Genomic DNA, 18,130 nt, shown 5'->3' with positions numbered 1-18,130 from the left:
TCAAATCAATAATTATTAGCAGTCATCTGCAATTTACCATAATACTTCCAGAGTGATTCTCCTACTACCGGGAGTGTTGTTGCACGGGAAGCCGCTTCTTTCTCGCGCTCGTAATGTCGCACTGCGGCAGCAATGACAGCCACTGTCGGATCTGTATTCTGACGACGTTTCAGGTCTTCCTTATCGAAGCGTGTATCAATAAACGTCGTGTCATATTCACCTTTCAGGAAAGCTGCGTTCTTCAATACACGTTGATGGAAAGGAATCGTTGTCTTAATTCCCAGAATCTTATACTCGCGCAAAGCACGTGCCATATTGGAAATGGCAGAAGCACGGGTACGCCCCCAACAACATAGCTTGGCAATCATCGGGTCATAATGCAGAGAGACTTCAAATCCGGCATAAGCGGCACTGTCAAGACGCAGGTTACGTCCCTCGGGAGCTTCACGGACAGTAATTACACCGGGAGAGGGCATGAAGTTATTCTCCGGATCTTCGGCGTAAATACGACATTCGATCGCTGCTCCGCTAAACTCAATATCATCCTGTTTGTAAGGTAATGGATTTCCGGCAGCAACAGTTATCATATCCCGTACCAAGTCAACGCCTGTGCACTCCTCCGTCACAGGATGCTCTACCTGCAAACGGGTATTCATCTCGAGAAAATAGAAGTTCTGGTCCTTATCCATCATAAACTCCAATGTCCCGGCACTGTAATAACCTATTTTTTTACAGGCTTCCACAGCTACCTTCAACATCTTCTTTCTCGTCTCCTCTTTCACAAAAGGAGAAGGACTTTCTTCTATCACCTTTTGGTTACGACGCTGAATGGAGCATTCACGTTCATACAGATGAACGACATTTCCATACTTATCTCCCATGATCTGAACTTCGATATGATGCGGATTCTCAATATATTTTTCAATATAAACCGCATCATTGCCAAAGGATGTCCCTGCTTCGGATTGCGACAAACGGAGAGCTGTTTCCACCTCTTCTTCCGTACGTACCAGACGCATACCTTTTCCTCCACCTCCCGCAAGTGCTTTCAGCATAATGGGATAGCCAACTTCATTAGCTACCTTCTTCACTTCATCAATGCCCTGCACGGGTGTTTCGGTTCCGGGCACAATAGGCAATCCTGCTTCCCGCATAATCTTACGGGCCTCCGTCTTGATTCCCATTTTGGAAATAATATCCGCACTCGGTCCGATAAAAATCACTCCCTCTTCTTCGCAACGGCGGGCAAAATCCGCATTCTCCGACAGGAAACCATATCCCGGATGAATAGCGGCTCCGGTCTTTTTGGCAATGGACAATATCAATTCCGGCTTTAGGTAGGAGGTATCTTCGGGCGATTCGGAGATGCAATAGGCTTCTTCCGCATAACGCACGTGCAAAGCTCCGCGGTCTACATGGGTATAAACAGCCACTGTCGAGATATTCATCACCCGACAAGTCCGAAAGATGCGCATCGCTATCTCACCCCGGTTGGCTACTAATATTTTTTTTATCATAATCTTTTTCTTTTTAGAAGGCAAAACTTAAAAGAGCAATTTAATAATTTTAGGCACGGATTTAATCCATAAACAGGCTTACAGCGGTAGATTAGAATGTTTCTTAGGAGGATTCGACTGCCGTTTGTTGGCAAGCATCTCGAAACTTCGAATCAACCGCAAACGGGTTACTGCCGGATCGATCACTTCATCCACATATCCCAGTTCCGCCGCCCGGTAAGGATTGGCAAACTTTCCGCGATAATCATCCTGAAGTTCTTTCCGTTTCTCTTCGGGTTTCTCGGCTTTATCTATTTCCTTACGGAAAAGGATATTCACAGCTCCATCCGGTCCCATCACCGCGATTTCGGCGGTAGGGAAAGCAAGATTTACATCTCCACGGATATGCTTGGAACTCATCACATCGTAAGCACCACCGTATGCTTTGCGGGTAATAACCGTCACTTTCGGTACCGTAGCCTCGCAATAAGCATAAAGTAATTTTGCCCCGTTACGGATAATTCCGCCATATTCCTGATCAATTCCCGGAAGGAATCCCGGAACATCTACCAGTGTCAGTAAAGGGATATTGAAAGCATCACAGAAACGGACAAAACGGGCGGCTTTGATAGACGCATTGATATCCAGTGTACCAGCAAGCACCAATGGCTGATTAGCCACCACTCCCACCGTTTTTCCATTCAGGCGGATATATCCCGTCACAATATTCGCAGCATATTCTGCCTGAAGCTCGAAGAAACTATTATCATCAGCCACCACTTCTATCATCTCTTTTATATTATACGGCTGATTCGGATTGGACGGAATCAAATCTGCCAGTTCCGGAGTCAGGCGAGTCGGCGAATCGCTGGTCGCTACAAACGGAGGCTCTTCCATATTATTCCCCGGCAGATAGGAGATCAATTCACGAATATAATTGATGCACTCAATATCGTTTTCCGCAGAAAGATGGGCTACACCGGACTTTGTCATGTGTACGCCTACTCCACCGAGTTCTTCTTTTGTCACTTCTTCCTGTGTCACGCTTCTCACCACATCCGGTCCTGTAATAAACATATAACCGGAGTTTTTCACCATCAAAATAAAATCGGTCAATGCAGGAGAATAAACAGCACCACCGGCACAAGGTCCCATGATCGCGCTAATCTGTGGAATCACTCCGGATGCCATAGAGTTGCGCAGGAATATCTCGGCATATCCGGCCAAAGAACGTACTCCTTCCTGAATTCGTGCGCCTCCCGAGTCATTCAATCCGATGATGGGTGCTCCCATCTGCATGGCCATGTCCATCACTTTACAAATTTTCTTAGCGTGCGTTTCCGAAAGAGCTCCTCCAAATACGGTGAAATCCTGTGCGAATACATAAACTAGGCGCTTGCCAATCATACCATATCCCGTCACCACCCCGTCTCCGGCAAATTTCTGCTTTTCCATACCGAAATCGGTACACCGATGGGTTACCAACTTATCCAGTTCGATAAACGAACCTTTCTCCAATAATAAATCGATGCGTTCACGGGCGGTCAGTTTGCCCACAGAATGTTGTTTTTCAATGCGAGCGTCTCCGCCGCCTTTTTCTGCTTTCCTGTTCAGTTCTTCCAGATTGCTAATAAGCTCTTTCATAGGCTGTAATTATTAAAGTTGTATGTGTGTGTAAAAATAAACAGTAATAAATGAAATCATTGTCATATTGATTACACAAAGGTACTTTTATATAATGAACGCATCATGCGTGGAAATTGTTAGCATTTATGCCTTAAAACATCTTTATCCATTTATTTAGGGAGCTTTTTTTTGCAGGTTGCGACAACAAACTTCTCCGCTTTTCTGTTTATCGCTTATCATTTTTAATAAAACCTATACCCTAACAAAATGAGAACAATTAAAATCTTATTAGCAGCCGGTTTCCTGCTCGTGTTCGGTACAAGTATTCATGCACAGGTACAACGGAATGAAACCTATCTACCCAAATTTGCCATCAAGACCAATGCTCTCTATTGGGCCACTTCTACGCCCAATTTAGGAATCGAAGTGGGATTGGCAAAGAAACTGACTCTCGACATATCCGGTAACTACAATCCGTGGAAGTTTGGTGACGACCGTCAAATCAAACATTGGCTCGTTCAGCCGGAATTACGCTATTGGCTCTGCGAACGTTTCAACGGAAGTTTCTTCGGTTTGCACGGACATTACGGAGAAATGAATGTCAGCAATCTGAATATATTCGGAATGGGACATGACCGTTACGACGGCAATCTGTACGGAGCCGGTATTTCCTACGGATATCAATGGATCATAAGCAAACGATGGAGTATGGAAGCTACCATTGGAGTGGGATACGCCCGTCTGGAATATGATAAGTATGCTCGTGGTGACGGAGGTGAAAAGTTGGGACATAACACCCGCAATTATTTCGGTCCGACCAAAATCGGTCTTAGTTTCATTTATGTCATCAAATAATCGAACTCCCTAAAACTTACAATGATGAAAAGAAAACTTATTTATCTATTTATAGCTTTTGCAGCCGCCATCCTACCGGCTCATGCACAAAAATTCCTGAACGATGCGCTCACTCTCTCGAACGTATCTTTATGGCAACAAGGTAACTCTCTTTATGTCGGCATGACCTTCGACATGAAGAATCTGACAATAGGTTCCGCCCGAAGTTTAAGCCTTATTCCCCTGCTGACGGACGGACAGCATAATGTACCCTTGCAAGAAATCATCGTCAATGGTAAAAGACGCGAAAAAGCATATATCCGCGGTCTGGCAATCACTAAGCAAGAACCTACCGCCATTATCGTTCCTTATAATAAAAGGGAAACTTTTAATTATACGCAGGTGATTCCTTACAAACCCTGGATGGCTAATGCCAGTTTGCAACTTGTAGAGAATCTATGCGGATGCGGCAATTATCAGGAAATGAATGCACAGGAACTGATTACCAATGATGTATCTACCGAAGCCAAACGTTTAAGTGCCATGTCTCCTATCATTGCCTATATTCAGCCAACCGTAGAAGTGGTCAAAAACCGTAGCGAACAATATGAAGCTCATCTGGATTTTCCGGTCAACAAATCGGTGATCCTTACCGACTTCATGAACAATCATGCTGAATTGGTGAATATCCATGCCATGTTTGACAAAATACAGAATGACCGGAACCTGACTGTAAAAGGTATCAGTATCGAAGGTTTCGCCTCGCCGGAAGGACCTCTTGCCTTCAATGAACAGCTTTCCAAAAAACGTGCGGAAGCTTTGAAGGATTATCTGGTTAAGAACGAAAAAGTGTCTTCCAAACTATATAAAGTGACTTTTGGTGGTGAGAACTGGGATGGATTGGTAAAAGCACTCCAATCTTCTTCGATGAAGGAGAAGGAAACATTCCTGAACATCATCAAAAATACGACTGACGATGCCAAACGTAAACAGGAAATCATGCGCGTAGGTGGAGGAGCTCCTTACCGTACCATGTTGAAAGAGATTTATCCGGGACTGCGTAAAGTGAATTGCAAAATTGACTACACCGTTGTCAATTTCGATGTTGAACAAGGCCGCATCATTATCCGGGAAAATCCGAAATATCTTAGTCTGAACGAAATGTATCAGGTAGCTAACAGTTATCCGAAAGGCAGCAAGGATTTTGTTAATGTATTCGATATTGCTGTACGCATGTATCCTACTGACGCTGTAGCCAACCTGAACGCAGGAGCTGTCGCATTATCACAAAAAGATTTGAATGCAGCAGTGAAGTTTATGGAGAAAGCCGATCACAATACCGCCGAATTCATCAACAATACCGGAGTCTACAATTTCCTTAACGGAGACATTAACCGTGCCATGGCCGCATTCGAGCAGGCAGCAAAGCTAGGTAACGAAGCTGCCCTTGCCAACTTAAAACAATTACAACAAATTTTAAGTGTGAAGATGAAATAAACAGAAAAATCTATTTATTCAACCGACCAAAGTGGAGCGTTCGTTTGTTATATCAATAATAAACGACGTTCCACTTTTTAAATCTGATAATTATGACCTTGATCCTTGCTGTTATTCCAGTGTTACTGTTGATTATACTGATGGCATTTTTTAAAATGTCAGGTGATAAAAGTAGTATCATTTCTCTGATTGTAACGATGCTGATTGCTCTTTTCGGCTTTGCTTTCTCGGTAGACAATCTGTTTTACTCCTTTTTATATGGAGCATTAAAAGCTGTCTCTCCTATCTTAATCATTATTTTGATGGCTATTTTCAGTTATAATGTATTGTTGAAAGCTGAAAAGATGGAGATTATCAAACAGCAATTCGCATCTATTTCTACCGATAAAAGTATTCAGGTGTTATTACTGACTTGGGGATTTGGAGGTCTATTGGAAGCTATGGCCGGCTTCGGAACAGCAGTAGCTATTCCGGCGGCAATTCTTATCAGTCTGGGATTCAAGCCTATCTTTTCGGCAACGGTGAGTCTGATTGCCAATAGTGTAGCCACTGCTTTCGGAGCAATCGGAACTCCGGTATTAGTATTGGCCAAAGAAACGAATTTGGACGTATTGCATCTTAGTACGAATGTCGTATTGCAATTATCCGTTTTAATGTTCCTGATTCCGCTAGTTCTACTTTTCCTTACTGATTCCAAACTTAAGTCGCTCCCGAAAAATATATTCCTGGCTTTATTGGTAGGCGGAGTCTCTTTAGCCAGCCAATATGTGGCAGCAAAATATATGGGTGCTGAATCTCCGGCCATAATCGGCAGTATTCTTTCTATTATCGTAATCGTTGTTTATGGAAAACTTACTGCATCCAAAGAAGAGAAAGCACGAAAAAGCCATCTGAAAACGAAAGATATATTAAATGCATGGAGCATTTATCTACTGATTCTGTTTCTGATTATCTTAACCAGTCCCCTCTTTCCGGGATTACGTCATACATTAGAGAATAACTGGATTACGAGAATCAGCCTTCCTATCAATGCGTCCACCGTTAATTATACTATTTCTTGGCTGACCCATGCCGGAGTATTGCTTTTCATCGGTACTTTTATCGGTGGATTGATTCAGGGGGCTAAAGTAAAAGATCTGTTCATCGTTCTTTGGAATACCGTGAAGCAGTTGAAGAAAACATTCATTACGGTTATCTGCCTCGTGGGGTTATCTACTATTATGGATAGTTCCGGAATGATCGCCGTGATTGCCACAGCACTGGCTACGGCTACCGGAAGTTTATACCCGTTATTTGCTCCGGTTATCGGTTGTTTGGGAACGTTTATCACCGGAAGCGATACATCTTCCAACATCCTTTTCGGAAAGTTGCAAGCAAGTGTGGCTGGACAGATTCATGTCAGTCCGGATTGGCTGTCCGCTGCAAATACAGTAGGTGCTACAGGGGGTAAGATTATCTCTCCACAAAGTATTGCCATTGCTACTTCTGCCGGAAACCAACAGGGAAAAGAAGGTGAAATACTGAAAGCAGCTATTCCGTATGCATTAGTATATGTAGCGATTACCGGAATTATTGTTTATATTTTCAGTTAGTCGCTTGGGAGTACATTTTTTTCAATGGATGAACTATACACATTTACATCACAAAAAGAATAGGTAATCTCTGTGTGATTACCTATTCTTTTTGTGTCATATTTTACTTTACTTGTGTGAAGTGCAATCGAAGTGGAGCAGATTTCATAACAGGATCCTCTCCAAAATCCTTATACATGTCATAAATATCTTTCATGAAATCTGTAGGTTCAAAATCATCAATTGTACATTCCAATATTTGCTTCCCATCTGATTCAATAATACGGAAACCAACAACAGCTTCACGAGTATTAACATGGGCAGCAGAGAAATTTACATTTATTGCAGGAAACTGCAATACAGCTATTTTTGCAATAACTTGTGACAGTAGTGCACTTTCTTCTTCAATCGTCTTTTCTACTTCTCCTTTATAAGTTATCACACAAGGTGAAGTTCCGAAATAATTTTTCAAGTCACTATTTAAAGTCGGAGTAAAAGTATATTCCTGATGAGAATTTCCTTCAAACTGAATTTTATCAGAGGAGTTTCCTGTTGGGAATGTACTTGTATCCTGTCCCCACATCGTTTCATAAAATTCTATATTAGAAACCTTGTCGAATGCCCAAGTTCCTGCAAGCAAATACGGACCATTGATAGTAAGCGTAATGGTAGCATTATCACCGTGCGCGTATCCATCTCTTTCTGCCAAGCGCAAAACCAACTTATCTTTTCCTTCTTCCTTTTTCAAAAACTTGAGTGCTACAACACCGCTATTCTTGTTTTTAAGTACTGTTGCATACTTCCCTCCTACAAACTCAAAATGCGTACCCTCGATTGCGGTAGACGATGGATCAACTTCAATATCCAATTTCGTTTCCTGTGTGACTTTGTAAGGTTTCCCTTCCAATGTTTCAAGAGTGATTCCATAGGAAGTACTTTCACTTAAAATTCCCTTATTAGCATTAAATGACATAAGAATCGCTTTATTACTAAGCAATTCCACTGTTGTATAACTCATAATTCCAATTTTAAAGCCATCAGGAGCTGTTCCCAAATTTACAACCAATTCCTTTACATCGTCTCCAATGTTTTCTAGAATACGTGTCACCGTGAGCACAGCTTCTGTTTCACCGGCTTTCAGCGTAAATGCTTTCTCTGAAATAGTAAAATCAGTTCCCTCCACGGCTGTTCCAGAGAAAGAAACAGGGATGGAAACCGTTGTAGTAGCGGCTTTGTCAGAAATGATCTTTAACTCTACTTCTCCTTTTGCCATAGAATAGCGCGCCTGATCGAAATTAAGCTCCGACATTGATACCGGATTATCATCATCGGATGAACAAGAAGCCATTACAAGTGAGCACACTGTAATTAAACAAAACAACACTTTCTTCATAATCTATGATTTTTAATTAATAATTATTGGACTATATGCTGGTTATATTCCTCTTTAATAGCATCTATCATTGCTGTTTCATCTGCATTCAACACTACGGGATCAGGAAGTTTGTAATAATCTCCAACCCCAACAGATTCTCTAGATGGTGGTACCTCATCTATATCCTCACAAGCGGAGTATACATTACCAATCAATAATAGGCATGTAATCAAAATCCATTTATGTCTCATATTCTTTATCATAATCGTTTCTCTTATTTATTTCTCAATTAATTCAGTATATCCCGGATTTTGCACCAATCCGTCCACTAAATCTATTTCTCGTGCAGGAATCGGAAGTGTATACATATATTTTTTTGTCACATATTTCCGTCCATTGTATGCTGTCCAATATTCCGGTGTTCCATTCCTCTTTTGTTCGAAGAAACGATCACCTTCCAAAAAGAGTTCTTTTCGACGTTCACGTAAAATTAGTCCCATCAATGGTGTTAAGGTATTACCTTCTGCATCGGTCTTGATAATCTCCATGTCTTGGATTGATGGCAGATTATTCATTGTCAGATCTTTGTAATCACTTATACGATGTGAGCGAAGTTCATTGATAGAATGTAATGCCAGTTCCGGTTTACCTATATGATAATAACATTCTGCTTCCATGAGCTTAAATTCAGCCGCACGCATACCACAGAAAAACGTTTTTATAGCTATTCTTTTGTTATTTACCCAAAGAGTGTAACGAATATCAGTTGTTTTTTCTTCTTCCGTAAATGTATCCAAGAATCTCAGGCTCACAGGACGATACTGGAGATGAGTTCTGGAAGTCGTAATCTCCGTAGTACTTGACATACTTCGATAAGCCTTCAATAATTGGTTGCCTGCAAGGTCGTAATTGGTGGTCATCATATTTTTATAAGCTTCACCTTCCAATAAAGTATACTTCGCTAACAATTCCTGCGCCAACGGAAGAGCTTTTTCCCACTGCTTTGTCCAAAAGTAAAGACGAGCCAAATACCCCTTGACTACATCTTCCGTAAAACGATAAAGATCGTTAGATATATGATAAGACAACGAATGATTTAAATCAGACTCTATCAAATCGACTGTTTCCTGCATCGTACTGCGAAGCGGCCTTTCTTCCATATCGAATGTCATTACCAAAGGTACGCCTTGTTGACTATTCAAATTACTGGTTTGAGGCGTCTCGCAATAAAGTCGTAGCAATTGGTAATAGGCAACAGCACGCATGGCATAAGCAGTAGCGCGCACTTCATTGGCTTCGGTGGTTCCGCTTTCCTTCATTTCGTTCAAAACGATATTGCAGTCACGTATTATTTGATAGGACATCCAATAATAGTCAGAAACACCTGCTGTATTAAGCAAAGTTCCTATATAGACTTTTAAAGCACGTCCACTTTGTGATGTAAGGCAGACCTCAAAATCATCTCCATATGCTGCATCTTGATCTATCAAGGCAGATGAATTTCCCAGTAATACCTTATCTTCACCTCTATCGATCTCATCCAAATGATTATGCATTAAGGCAGAGAACTCTTCAGCAGTCTGGGGAATTGTTTTTCCATAAGGTTTGATATCCAAGTAATTGCTACAAGACATCAAGCAGAAGGTCACAAATCCGTATATCCATAAACTAATTTTTCTTTTCATAGCCTTTTTTATTAAAATCCGACAGACAGCCCCATTGAAAATGTACGTGGAGTAGGGTAAACTGCTCCAGGAGTTTCAGGATCAATGCCGGAATAATTTGTAATTGTGAATAAATTGCTCATGCTGAAGGATAATGCCAGTGAATTGATATGTACTTTCTGCATCCACTTTCCTACAAAATTGTAACCTAACATAACTGAGCCAAGCTTAAAATAGGAAACATTCTCCAACATGGAGGCTTTATTAATAGCATCTGAGTTTATCACATAATCAGATAATCCCAAATAATCACCGTATGCATCAATTATACGCGGGTGAGCATTAGTGATCGGGTTATCAGGTGTCCAACGATTTACAGCATCTTTTGTCACATTCAAATAATTTATGTACAAATCATTCTCCTGTGTAAAAGGAACTTCCACAACGTGGCCTTCCATTGAAACATAATTTACCGGACTGGTTATATTATTAAGAATTTTCCCACCCAAAGAATAGGTACCGCCTATACTTAAATGCACCTGTTTGTATGAAACTGATATTGAATATCCACCGTTCGTAGGAGCCGTACTTGTTCCTAAGTAAAATGCATAATTATTTTTATCATTACGATCGGCAGCAGTTTGAAGCACTGCATCAGGGCGGGTTTCATAAGTGTAGACACCTGTTTTCTTATCAATTCCCTGTACTTTTCCACTAATGATCGCTCCCAAAGGATAGCCTACATAATTAGTCCCCCAAAATGATTTATTTCCATCATATTTTAATAATTTATTCCGATTATAAGCAATATTGGCAGAAACAGTCATATCCCAATCTTTAGTTTTTATCACATGAGCATTCAAGGTTACTTCAGCTCCCTGATTCAGTAGTTCTGAAGTATTAAATGATTGTGTAGAAAATCCGGTTGTATAAGGCACGTTAACAGAAGTTACCGCATCATGTGTACGGCGGTCATACAATTCAGTCTGCAAACGGAAACGATCATTGAAGAAACCTATATCCATTGATACTTTCATATCACGCGTCTTTTCCCAACGCAAGTGAGGATTCGGAGCATTTCTTATTGAGCCGATGCGATAATAATCGGTATCAGTACGGCGGAATGACGTATCATAGTCCATCACCAGTTGCGGATAGACACTTTTGTTTATGTTTCCTGTATATCCGAATGCAGCACGAAATGACAAACTACTGATTACAGACTTTAATGATTGCATAAACCCTTCCTGATCCACATTCCATGACAGTCCCAGTGAACCTGTGGGGTTAAATTGTTCTTTACTACCAAAGTTGTTCGACCCATCAGTACGTCCCGTAAGACTAAGAATATAACGTTGCTTAAACACATAATCAAATGAAAAATAGAAAGAAGCAAAGGCATCTTCTGTAATACTTTGTCCCGATAACCCATCCATGATGGCAGCATAAGACAATAAATCGGAATATTCCAATTTAGTATCTGACGGATAAGTAGGCATAGCAGAATTGCCGGTAACTGGATCATAGCCATATCGCTTTTCATAAATACTCTTAGCATATTGTCCCCGGATCTCACTTCCCAACAAAGCACTAATATAATGATCCCTGCCAAATGTGTTAAAATAATGCAACTGTCCCCGCAGGTTGTAATTCGTATTATATGCTGATGATTGTGTAATTGAGCCATATACACGATCAGTGTTACTATCGTTAAAAGGACGGTCTGTCCACGCTGCGTAAGTGTTCTTTCCATTGATATTGTCAGACATATCCGCTACATAACCATACGAAGCGAGTCCCTCAAAACTCAAATTATCAAAGATATTTACACTCAAATTAGCAATCAATGAAGCCGACATATTTTTCGTTTTGCTGGATGTTTCATCTATTTCCCGAAAAATATTATACCCTCCTTCTGGTAACTTCCATTTGTACTGCCCATTGGCATTAGCTATCGAATAATAGGTATTATCCGCCGAATAAGAACCGTCTTCATTATAAACCTTCTCATACGGATTGGCAAAATAAGCATATTTAAACGGATCTACATTTAATGAAGGAGAATTAGAGTGCTGCATGGCCATATCAGCGGTAAAAGCCAGTTTTACTCTTTTGTTAGGCTTCATGTCAATCTTGGCACTCACATTGTAACGATCATAGTCTGTCTTTTTCACTAACCCATTATTTTGTGAATAACCCAAAGAAACATAGTAAGAATTTTTCTCCGATCCACCCGATAAAGACAAGTAATGACTTTGTGATATAGAGTTTTGAAACAGCTCCTTGAACCAGTCTGTGGAATGTTCTCCCAATGCTGCAATTTCCGCATCTTGTTGCTCTTTAGTCATACCTGCATATCGCTCATATCCTGAACGAATCATACCGACGACACCTATTACTGGATAATGACCACCTTCAGCAAATCCTTTGGCGGAAAACTCATCCCACAACTCCTGTTCCCAAGCCAATTTTTCTTTAGAATTCATCAGATTGGCATCATGAGGGGGAGCGGTAACAATAGAAACATTCGTTGAATAATTTATTTGCATCTTTCCCTCTTTACCACGCTTCGTTGTTACTACAATAACACCACCTGCTGCACGAGAACCATAAATAGCCGCTGCGGAAGCATCTTTTAAGACTGTGACAGATTCAATGTCATTTGGGTTGATACCGGCAATACCACTGGAATATATATCATTAAAATCTCCTGCCTTAATCCGGCTAGTTTCAATACTTGGTATATCCCGTTGCAAAGGTACTCCGTCTACTACCCATAATGGTTCGGCATTACCTGTAATCGTGTTCGTACCACGAATACGAATCTTTGCCGATTCTCCCGGACGTCCGGAAACGGCCTTCACATCCATCCCGGCCACTTTCCCTTGCATCAACATGTCCAGATTGGCGGTAGGCGCACCTTTCAGGTCTTTTGCAGTCAATGTCGCCAGTGAACCTGTAGCACGACGTTTGGTCGTACGCTGGTAACCAGTAACTACCACCTGATCCAATTCCGACATTTCATCCTCCAAAGTGATATACCCCGAAACAGGCTTTGTCACCTTCATATACAAGGATTTCATTCCTACATACCTAAACTCAATTTGAGTATTTCTATCTACCCATAAAGAAACTTCGCCGTGTTCGTCGGCTACAACTCCCTGTGCTTTTCCTGAAACTATTACTGTAGCTCCCGGCAACGGGTTCCTGTCTGCATCCACTATTGTTACCTTGACCAAAATAGTGGCAGCACCTTTCGGCGACTGAGCAAACATACCTACAGCAATACAACAGAAGCAACCAAACAAAAACGTTTTAAAAATTTCCGGACGCTTCATAAGTTTGTTCCTATTTATGATTAATAATATCTACGTGTCTATGTGATTTATAAAGAAGATTTTCTACAAAATAGTAACGTATCAGATTCTGATAATAAGGACACATCACCCCATGATCTTTTCCCGGAAGGATAAACATATCAAACCGCTTATTTGCCTTAATCAAAGCATCTGCCAACCGGTAAGTGGAAGAAGGTGGAACGTTCTTATCTACATCACCCGTTATTAGCATCAGTTTTCCTTTCAAGTTGTTTGCCAGTTCCATATTGGTTGGAATTTTCACGGAAAAAGTAGTCTTTCCGGTCTTCGGATCTACTTTTTCATTCAACCCGTGAAATGTCTCTCCCCACCATTGAATATAAATATTATTATCATGATTACCAGAAGCAGCTATCGCTACTTTATAAAAGTCAGAATAAGTCAACATAGCCGCCACTGTCTGAAAAGCTCCACCGGAATGTCCGTAAATACCCACCCTATCCAAATCTATATACGAATACTTTTGAGCTAACTGTTCTATTACGTATTTATCATCTGCTAGTGGATAGTCGCGCAAATTACCATAACCGAAACAATAAAAATCATGTCCACGCAAAGGAGAACTACCTCTAGACGCAACATTTATCACGATAAAACCCAGTTCCGCCAAAGACTGATTTCCATTATCATCGAGTACAAAAGATTGTGGAATCTGATCGTCCTGTGGTCCCGGATATACATTACTAATAATCGGATATTTCTGATTTTTATCCAAATAGGAAGGAAGATACATCAATCCGTACAAGTCCGTTTTTCCATCAGCGGCTTTTAGTTTCAGCAAGGCAGGCGGTCTCCATCCGGCTCGCTGCAATTCACTACCGTCCATTTGCTCTACTTTATAATTCTTTTCAGGATTTTCAATGGAAAGTACATTCATCACAGGAAATAGATCCATACGCGAATATTTATCTACTGCATACTTCTTGTCTTCTGATAAAGACAGTTCATGATTACCGTTGCCGGGTGTCAGTAAAATTTGTTTTTTACCATCCAGACGAGCTTTATAAAAGAATGTATAATATGGATTTACATTTTCCTCATTTCCATATCCAGCAAAGATGATTTCTTTTTTCAGCGTATCGACATGGGTGATGTTGCCTGCTACAAGGTTGTCACCTTTCGTAATCCGGTTCAACAATTCTCCATTGCCGTTGTAGAGATAATAATTTCCTTTCCCTGTACGTTCTGACCACCAGATGATATACTTACCTTGTTCCAGTATCTTATAATTAAATAAAGTGAGGTTGATATGGGGGACACATTCTTCTGAAATAAGTTCGGTCACGGTTCCATCTTCTACATTAATCCGGCAAAGGTCTATTTTATCAGCCTTCCGACTTCTCCGCGTAATATACAAGGTGGTAGATGAACGTAGAAAATCCATAGCTACCACTTGATCCGGATATTTCTCAATTGGTAATAATCTTCCTTCTCCATGATCGGCATCATACCAGTATATCCGATATTGGCGTACTCCGGCATCTCCCGGCATAGGCATCTTGAATGTATTTGTGACAGGCCGCGAATGACCGAGCGACTGAATCAGGCTCACTTCCTTCACTTCGCTCATATCCTGCATCATATAAATATACCGATGTCCTAACCAGAATCCTCTAGAATTAGTAGATAGCGTATCTTTCGAATTACGATACGTATAGGCGGCATCCTCTTTTCCATCAAAGGTGATTCTTTTAATTATTCCCGACCGGTTATCACGGACAAACAGATCATAGCCAGATCCAAGCATAGAATATAATGAATCGGCAGAATGGCAAGCTTGTTTGTAATCCGGTTTTTCAATCTTCTTCTTGACAAAAGGCAGCTCGGACAATAGACCAGTATTCATGTTATAAACCATTGATTTATCTTTCTTATCCAGATAGAAGCGACTGAAATCATTTTTCTCAAACCGGAATCCATACAACTGTATGGCTTTCGCATCCAGAGTATCTCCGGTAATTCGGGCATATTGGAGAACAAATTGCTCATTATCCTTTATCATGTTTCGCTTTTTCCCATTTCTCGCATTCACCAAATAATACTGATTTCCATTTTCGCATCTTACATCGTAAGTAAAATAATGACTATCTTTTACCCAATTAGGATAAGGAGACCTACCCTTTATATATTGTTCCAATGAATCTGCAGAATATTTTTCCGCTTTGAGCCAATCGGCCTCCTGTGCCGGAACGAATATGCAGAAAAGGCTTAATAGAAATACAATAGTTAGTTTTTTCATTTCTTATATTCCATAGCTAGTTTGACTGCCTGCAATGCATCTATAATACCCCCACTTGCGCAAAGTCCTTTTTCCTGCATCGGACGAGCACTTCTTATTAAGATTTCTTTTACCTGCGAAGCTTTCAGTTTAGGAAAATAAGCACGTATCATAGCAGCTACAGCTGTGACAACAGGAGCAGCAATACTTGTTCCCTGCGATTCGGTATATTCGTTTCCTAAAGTGACAGATGTTATTTCCGTACCCGGTGCAAAAATATCAACCTTATTCTTTCCATAGTTAGAGAAAGAACAGATTTTTCCCTGTTTATCCGACGCTCCGACTCTTATATAATTTGCAAAAGTATGTCCTACTTTGTCTTTTGCCGAAGGGAAATAGGCTATAGTATCAATATCCTTTTTATTATTGCCTGCTGCCTGAACTAACAAAACATCTTTTTTTGCCGCATAGGCAATAGCGTCATTCACCATACCGGCGTCAGGAGATGTATATTTGCCTAAGCTCATATTAATAACTTTGGCACCATTGTCTACTGCATAGCGAATGGCACTGGCTACATCCTTGTCGTATTCATCGCCCTCCGGCACAGCACGAATAATCATCAACTTAGCCTGTGGATAAATCCCCGTCACCCGAGCATCCCCGACTCCCTGTCCTGCAATCACCCCGGCTACAAAAGTGCCATGGTCACAGCCTTCCACTTGCAAAATAGGATTTCCATAGAAACAATCTTCCGGATCTTTCAGGTCGTCTCCCATCAACAGCCGTTTATCCGCGTCATTCTCAATACCGTCAATGCGCTTTTTCATCAAATCAAATTGTGCCTGATGTGTATTTCTCACCTTTTTCCAAAGTGCATCTTTACCCCCTTTATACATATCAACAAACAATGTCCGGCATGCATCATTCCACTTTTCACCCTTCACAGGCAAATGCGTAAGCCCATTGACAGTCAACGTATCTATATCAACTCCGGGAGTTGTATTCAACACAGAATCTATCAATTGGTAAGCTACATCTTTCATTGCATTATATCCAAAAAACTTAATATAATTGACAATGCCCGCTTTCTTTTTCATCTTTTCATAATAAGCATATTCCGCTGTATCCTTCACAGCTGTTGAATCTATACCTTTATATTTAGGAAAAAGCCGTTTGAATTCACGATATTCTTCCGTACCCGCACTGGTCATATTAAAACTCTTATCTTTAGTTCCCAAAAAGTTCCAACCATGCAGGTCATCAATATATCCATTCTTGTCATTATCCTTTCCATCCGCCTTTTCTTTAAGATTCCTCCAAAGAGCCGATTGAAGGTCGACAGCAGTAGTGTCTATGCCGGAATCAATGATGCCGACTATCAATGACTTTACGGGTTTGATTTTCTTTGCTTGTAGAAAAAGGAGCGCTTCGTCTGATCTGACTCCTTGCAAGGTGTCATTACACATTTTGTGCCAACCGGATGAGGAAGAAACTTGCCCAAAAGAAGAATTTGAGATGCTGAAACAGGCAATCAGGAGTGAAACAACACTGAACACTGACATAAACCGTCTTTCTTTCATTTGTGTGATGATAAACTTTCTTCCCAGCCCCCCAAAGAAGAATCCTTAAAAAACGAAAGCGCGGGGACTGTAACTTATTTAAAGGAATAGGGCGTCTGGAAATGCCTTTGAACTAAAATAAGCAACAGTCTCCCACGCCATATACTATGACGCGAGAGATGCTAACCTATCCCGTTCTTTAAGTTTTCCAGACTTTTATTCCTGAGAATCAGTTAAACACTTTCGTGTATTTACAATTTCTAATATGTCTGCCACATTACTGTGACACCACAAATATAACCGTTTATTTTGATTTTAAACATCTTTTTTGCATAAATTTCGTTTTTAACAAACAAGGATATTTCTCCGTTATCTTAGTTGGCCAACAAAATTAAAACGGATTTGAAATTACTTTTGTGATCATAATCAAACCGTTATAAACTAAATGGGAATTTATATTTCAATCAATTTGAACTCACACCCCTAGTCAACCTATAACAAGAATAAAGAAACAACAACTAGTCAACCATTATCAGGGAAGTACATATTCTCTTTGTCCCATATATTGCGGGAAAAGATTCCCTCATTTTATGGGAATAAATTCTCATAATATTAGGGAACACTTTCCCATAATATATGGGACAATCAGAACTACTGTTTATCTTCAACCAGGAAAAGGGAGAAGATAGCATTTGACTATGAGAAATACCCTGAAATACTATGAGAATAAGGTGAATTTTAAGCTAAAATAGAAGGAATATTATGAGAAATACATGTTAGAAAGTATTTCTCATAAGCTATTTACTTGATTATATGTTATTTATCAGCCACCAATGAGAATATGAGAAATGAAAAAGAAAAATCTGGTTCTTCGTCAAATTTGGTGGTACTTCTTCTATTGTGAATAAAT

General features: G+C 40.4%; 11 protein-coding genes. 3 read left to right on the top strand and 8 right to left on the bottom strand.

The annotated features are described in order from the left end of the window. Positions 1-5: 5 nt before the first annotated feature. Positions 6-1,517: an acetyl-CoA carboxylase biotin carboxylase subunit gene (gene accC, locus DWZ47_RS11600; protein WP_004304129.1), complete on the bottom strand. Its 1,512-nt coding sequence runs from the start codon at positions 1,515-1,517 to the stop codon at positions 6-8. Between the two features lie 78 nt (positions 1,518-1,595). Continuing rightward, a complete protein-coding gene (locus tag DWZ47_RS11595; RefSeq protein WP_117513214.1) occupies positions 1,596-3,140 on the bottom strand; it encodes an acyl-CoA carboxylase subunit beta in 1,545 nt (514 codons plus the stop codon). A 249-nt stretch (positions 3,141-3,389) separates the two neighbouring features. Between DWZ47_RS11595 and DWZ47_RS11590 the strand changes: the two genes are divergently transcribed. From DWZ47_RS11590 to DWZ47_RS11580, 3 genes are all read left to right on the top strand, one after another. Beyond that, a complete protein-coding gene (locus DWZ47_RS11590; RefSeq protein ID WP_004300526.1) occupies positions 3,390-3,977 on the top strand; it encodes a DUF3575 domain-containing protein in 588 nt (195 codons plus the stop codon). A 24-nt stretch (positions 3,978-4,001) separates the two neighbouring features. After that, on the top strand, positions 4,002-5,453 hold the full coding sequence (locus DWZ47_RS11585; RefSeq protein ID WP_117513264.1) for a DUF3868 domain-containing protein: 1,452 nt from the start codon (positions 4,002-4,004) through the stop codon (positions 5,451-5,453). A gap of 92 nt (positions 5,454-5,545) precedes the next feature. Further along, positions 5,546-7,045: an L-lactate permease gene (locus tag DWZ47_RS11580; RefSeq protein WP_117513212.1), complete on the top strand. Its 1,500-nt coding sequence runs from the start codon at positions 5,546-5,548 to the stop codon at positions 7,043-7,045. A 103-nt stretch (positions 7,046-7,148) separates the two neighbouring features. On the opposite strand, the gene DWZ47_RS11575 is transcribed toward DWZ47_RS11580, so the two are convergent. The 6 genes from DWZ47_RS11575 to DWZ47_RS11550 are packed head-to-tail and all read right to left on the bottom strand — an operon-like array spanning position 7,149 to position 17,241. Further along, positions 7,149-8,417, bottom strand: coding sequence for a Calx-beta domain-containing protein (locus tag DWZ47_RS11575; RefSeq protein ID WP_117513210.1), 1,269 nt, complete (start codon positions 8,415-8,417; stop codon positions 7,149-7,151). Between the two features lie 23 nt (positions 8,418-8,440). Continuing rightward, positions 8,441-8,662 carry a hypothetical protein gene (locus DWZ47_RS11570; protein ID WP_117513208.1) on the bottom strand — a complete coding sequence of 74 codons (222 nt, stop codon included), beginning with the start codon at positions 8,660-8,662 and terminating at the stop codon, positions 8,441-8,443. A gap of 15 nt (positions 8,663-8,677) precedes the next feature. After that, the gene (locus tag DWZ47_RS11565) at positions 8,678-10,084 is read right to left on the bottom strand and encodes a RagB/SusD family nutrient uptake outer membrane protein (RefSeq protein ID WP_117513206.1); all 1,407 of its coding nucleotides are present in this window, start codon (positions 10,082-10,084) and stop codon (positions 8,678-8,680) included. 11 nt (positions 10,085-10,095) lie between these two features. Further along, positions 10,096-13,401, bottom strand: a complete 3,306-nt coding sequence (locus DWZ47_RS11560; RefSeq protein ID WP_117513204.1) for a SusC/RagA family TonB-linked outer membrane protein — start codon at positions 13,399-13,401, stop codon at positions 10,096-10,098. A 10-nt stretch (positions 13,402-13,411) separates the two neighbouring features. Continuing rightward, the gene (locus DWZ47_RS11555) at positions 13,412-15,679 is read right to left on the bottom strand and encodes a S9 family peptidase (RefSeq protein ID WP_117513202.1); all 2,268 of its coding nucleotides are present in this window, start codon (positions 15,677-15,679) and stop codon (positions 13,412-13,414) included. Further along, entirely contained in the window at positions 15,676-17,241 is a 1,566-nt protein-coding gene (locus tag DWZ47_RS11550) for a S8 family serine peptidase (protein ID WP_229086268.1), read from the bottom strand. The genes DWZ47_RS11555 and DWZ47_RS11550 overlap by 4 nt, the downstream gene beginning before the upstream one ends. Positions 17,242-18,130 lie beyond the last annotated feature (889 nt).

Source organism: Bacteroides sp. AF32-8BH (assembly GCF_003435205.1).
In the GTDB taxonomy this organism is placed as follows: Bacteria; Bacteroidota; Bacteroidia; order Bacteroidales; family Bacteroidaceae; genus Bacteroides; species Bacteroides ovatus.
Note: the sequence above shows the minus strand (reverse complement) of the source record. Positions and strands in the feature narration are given on the sequence as shown.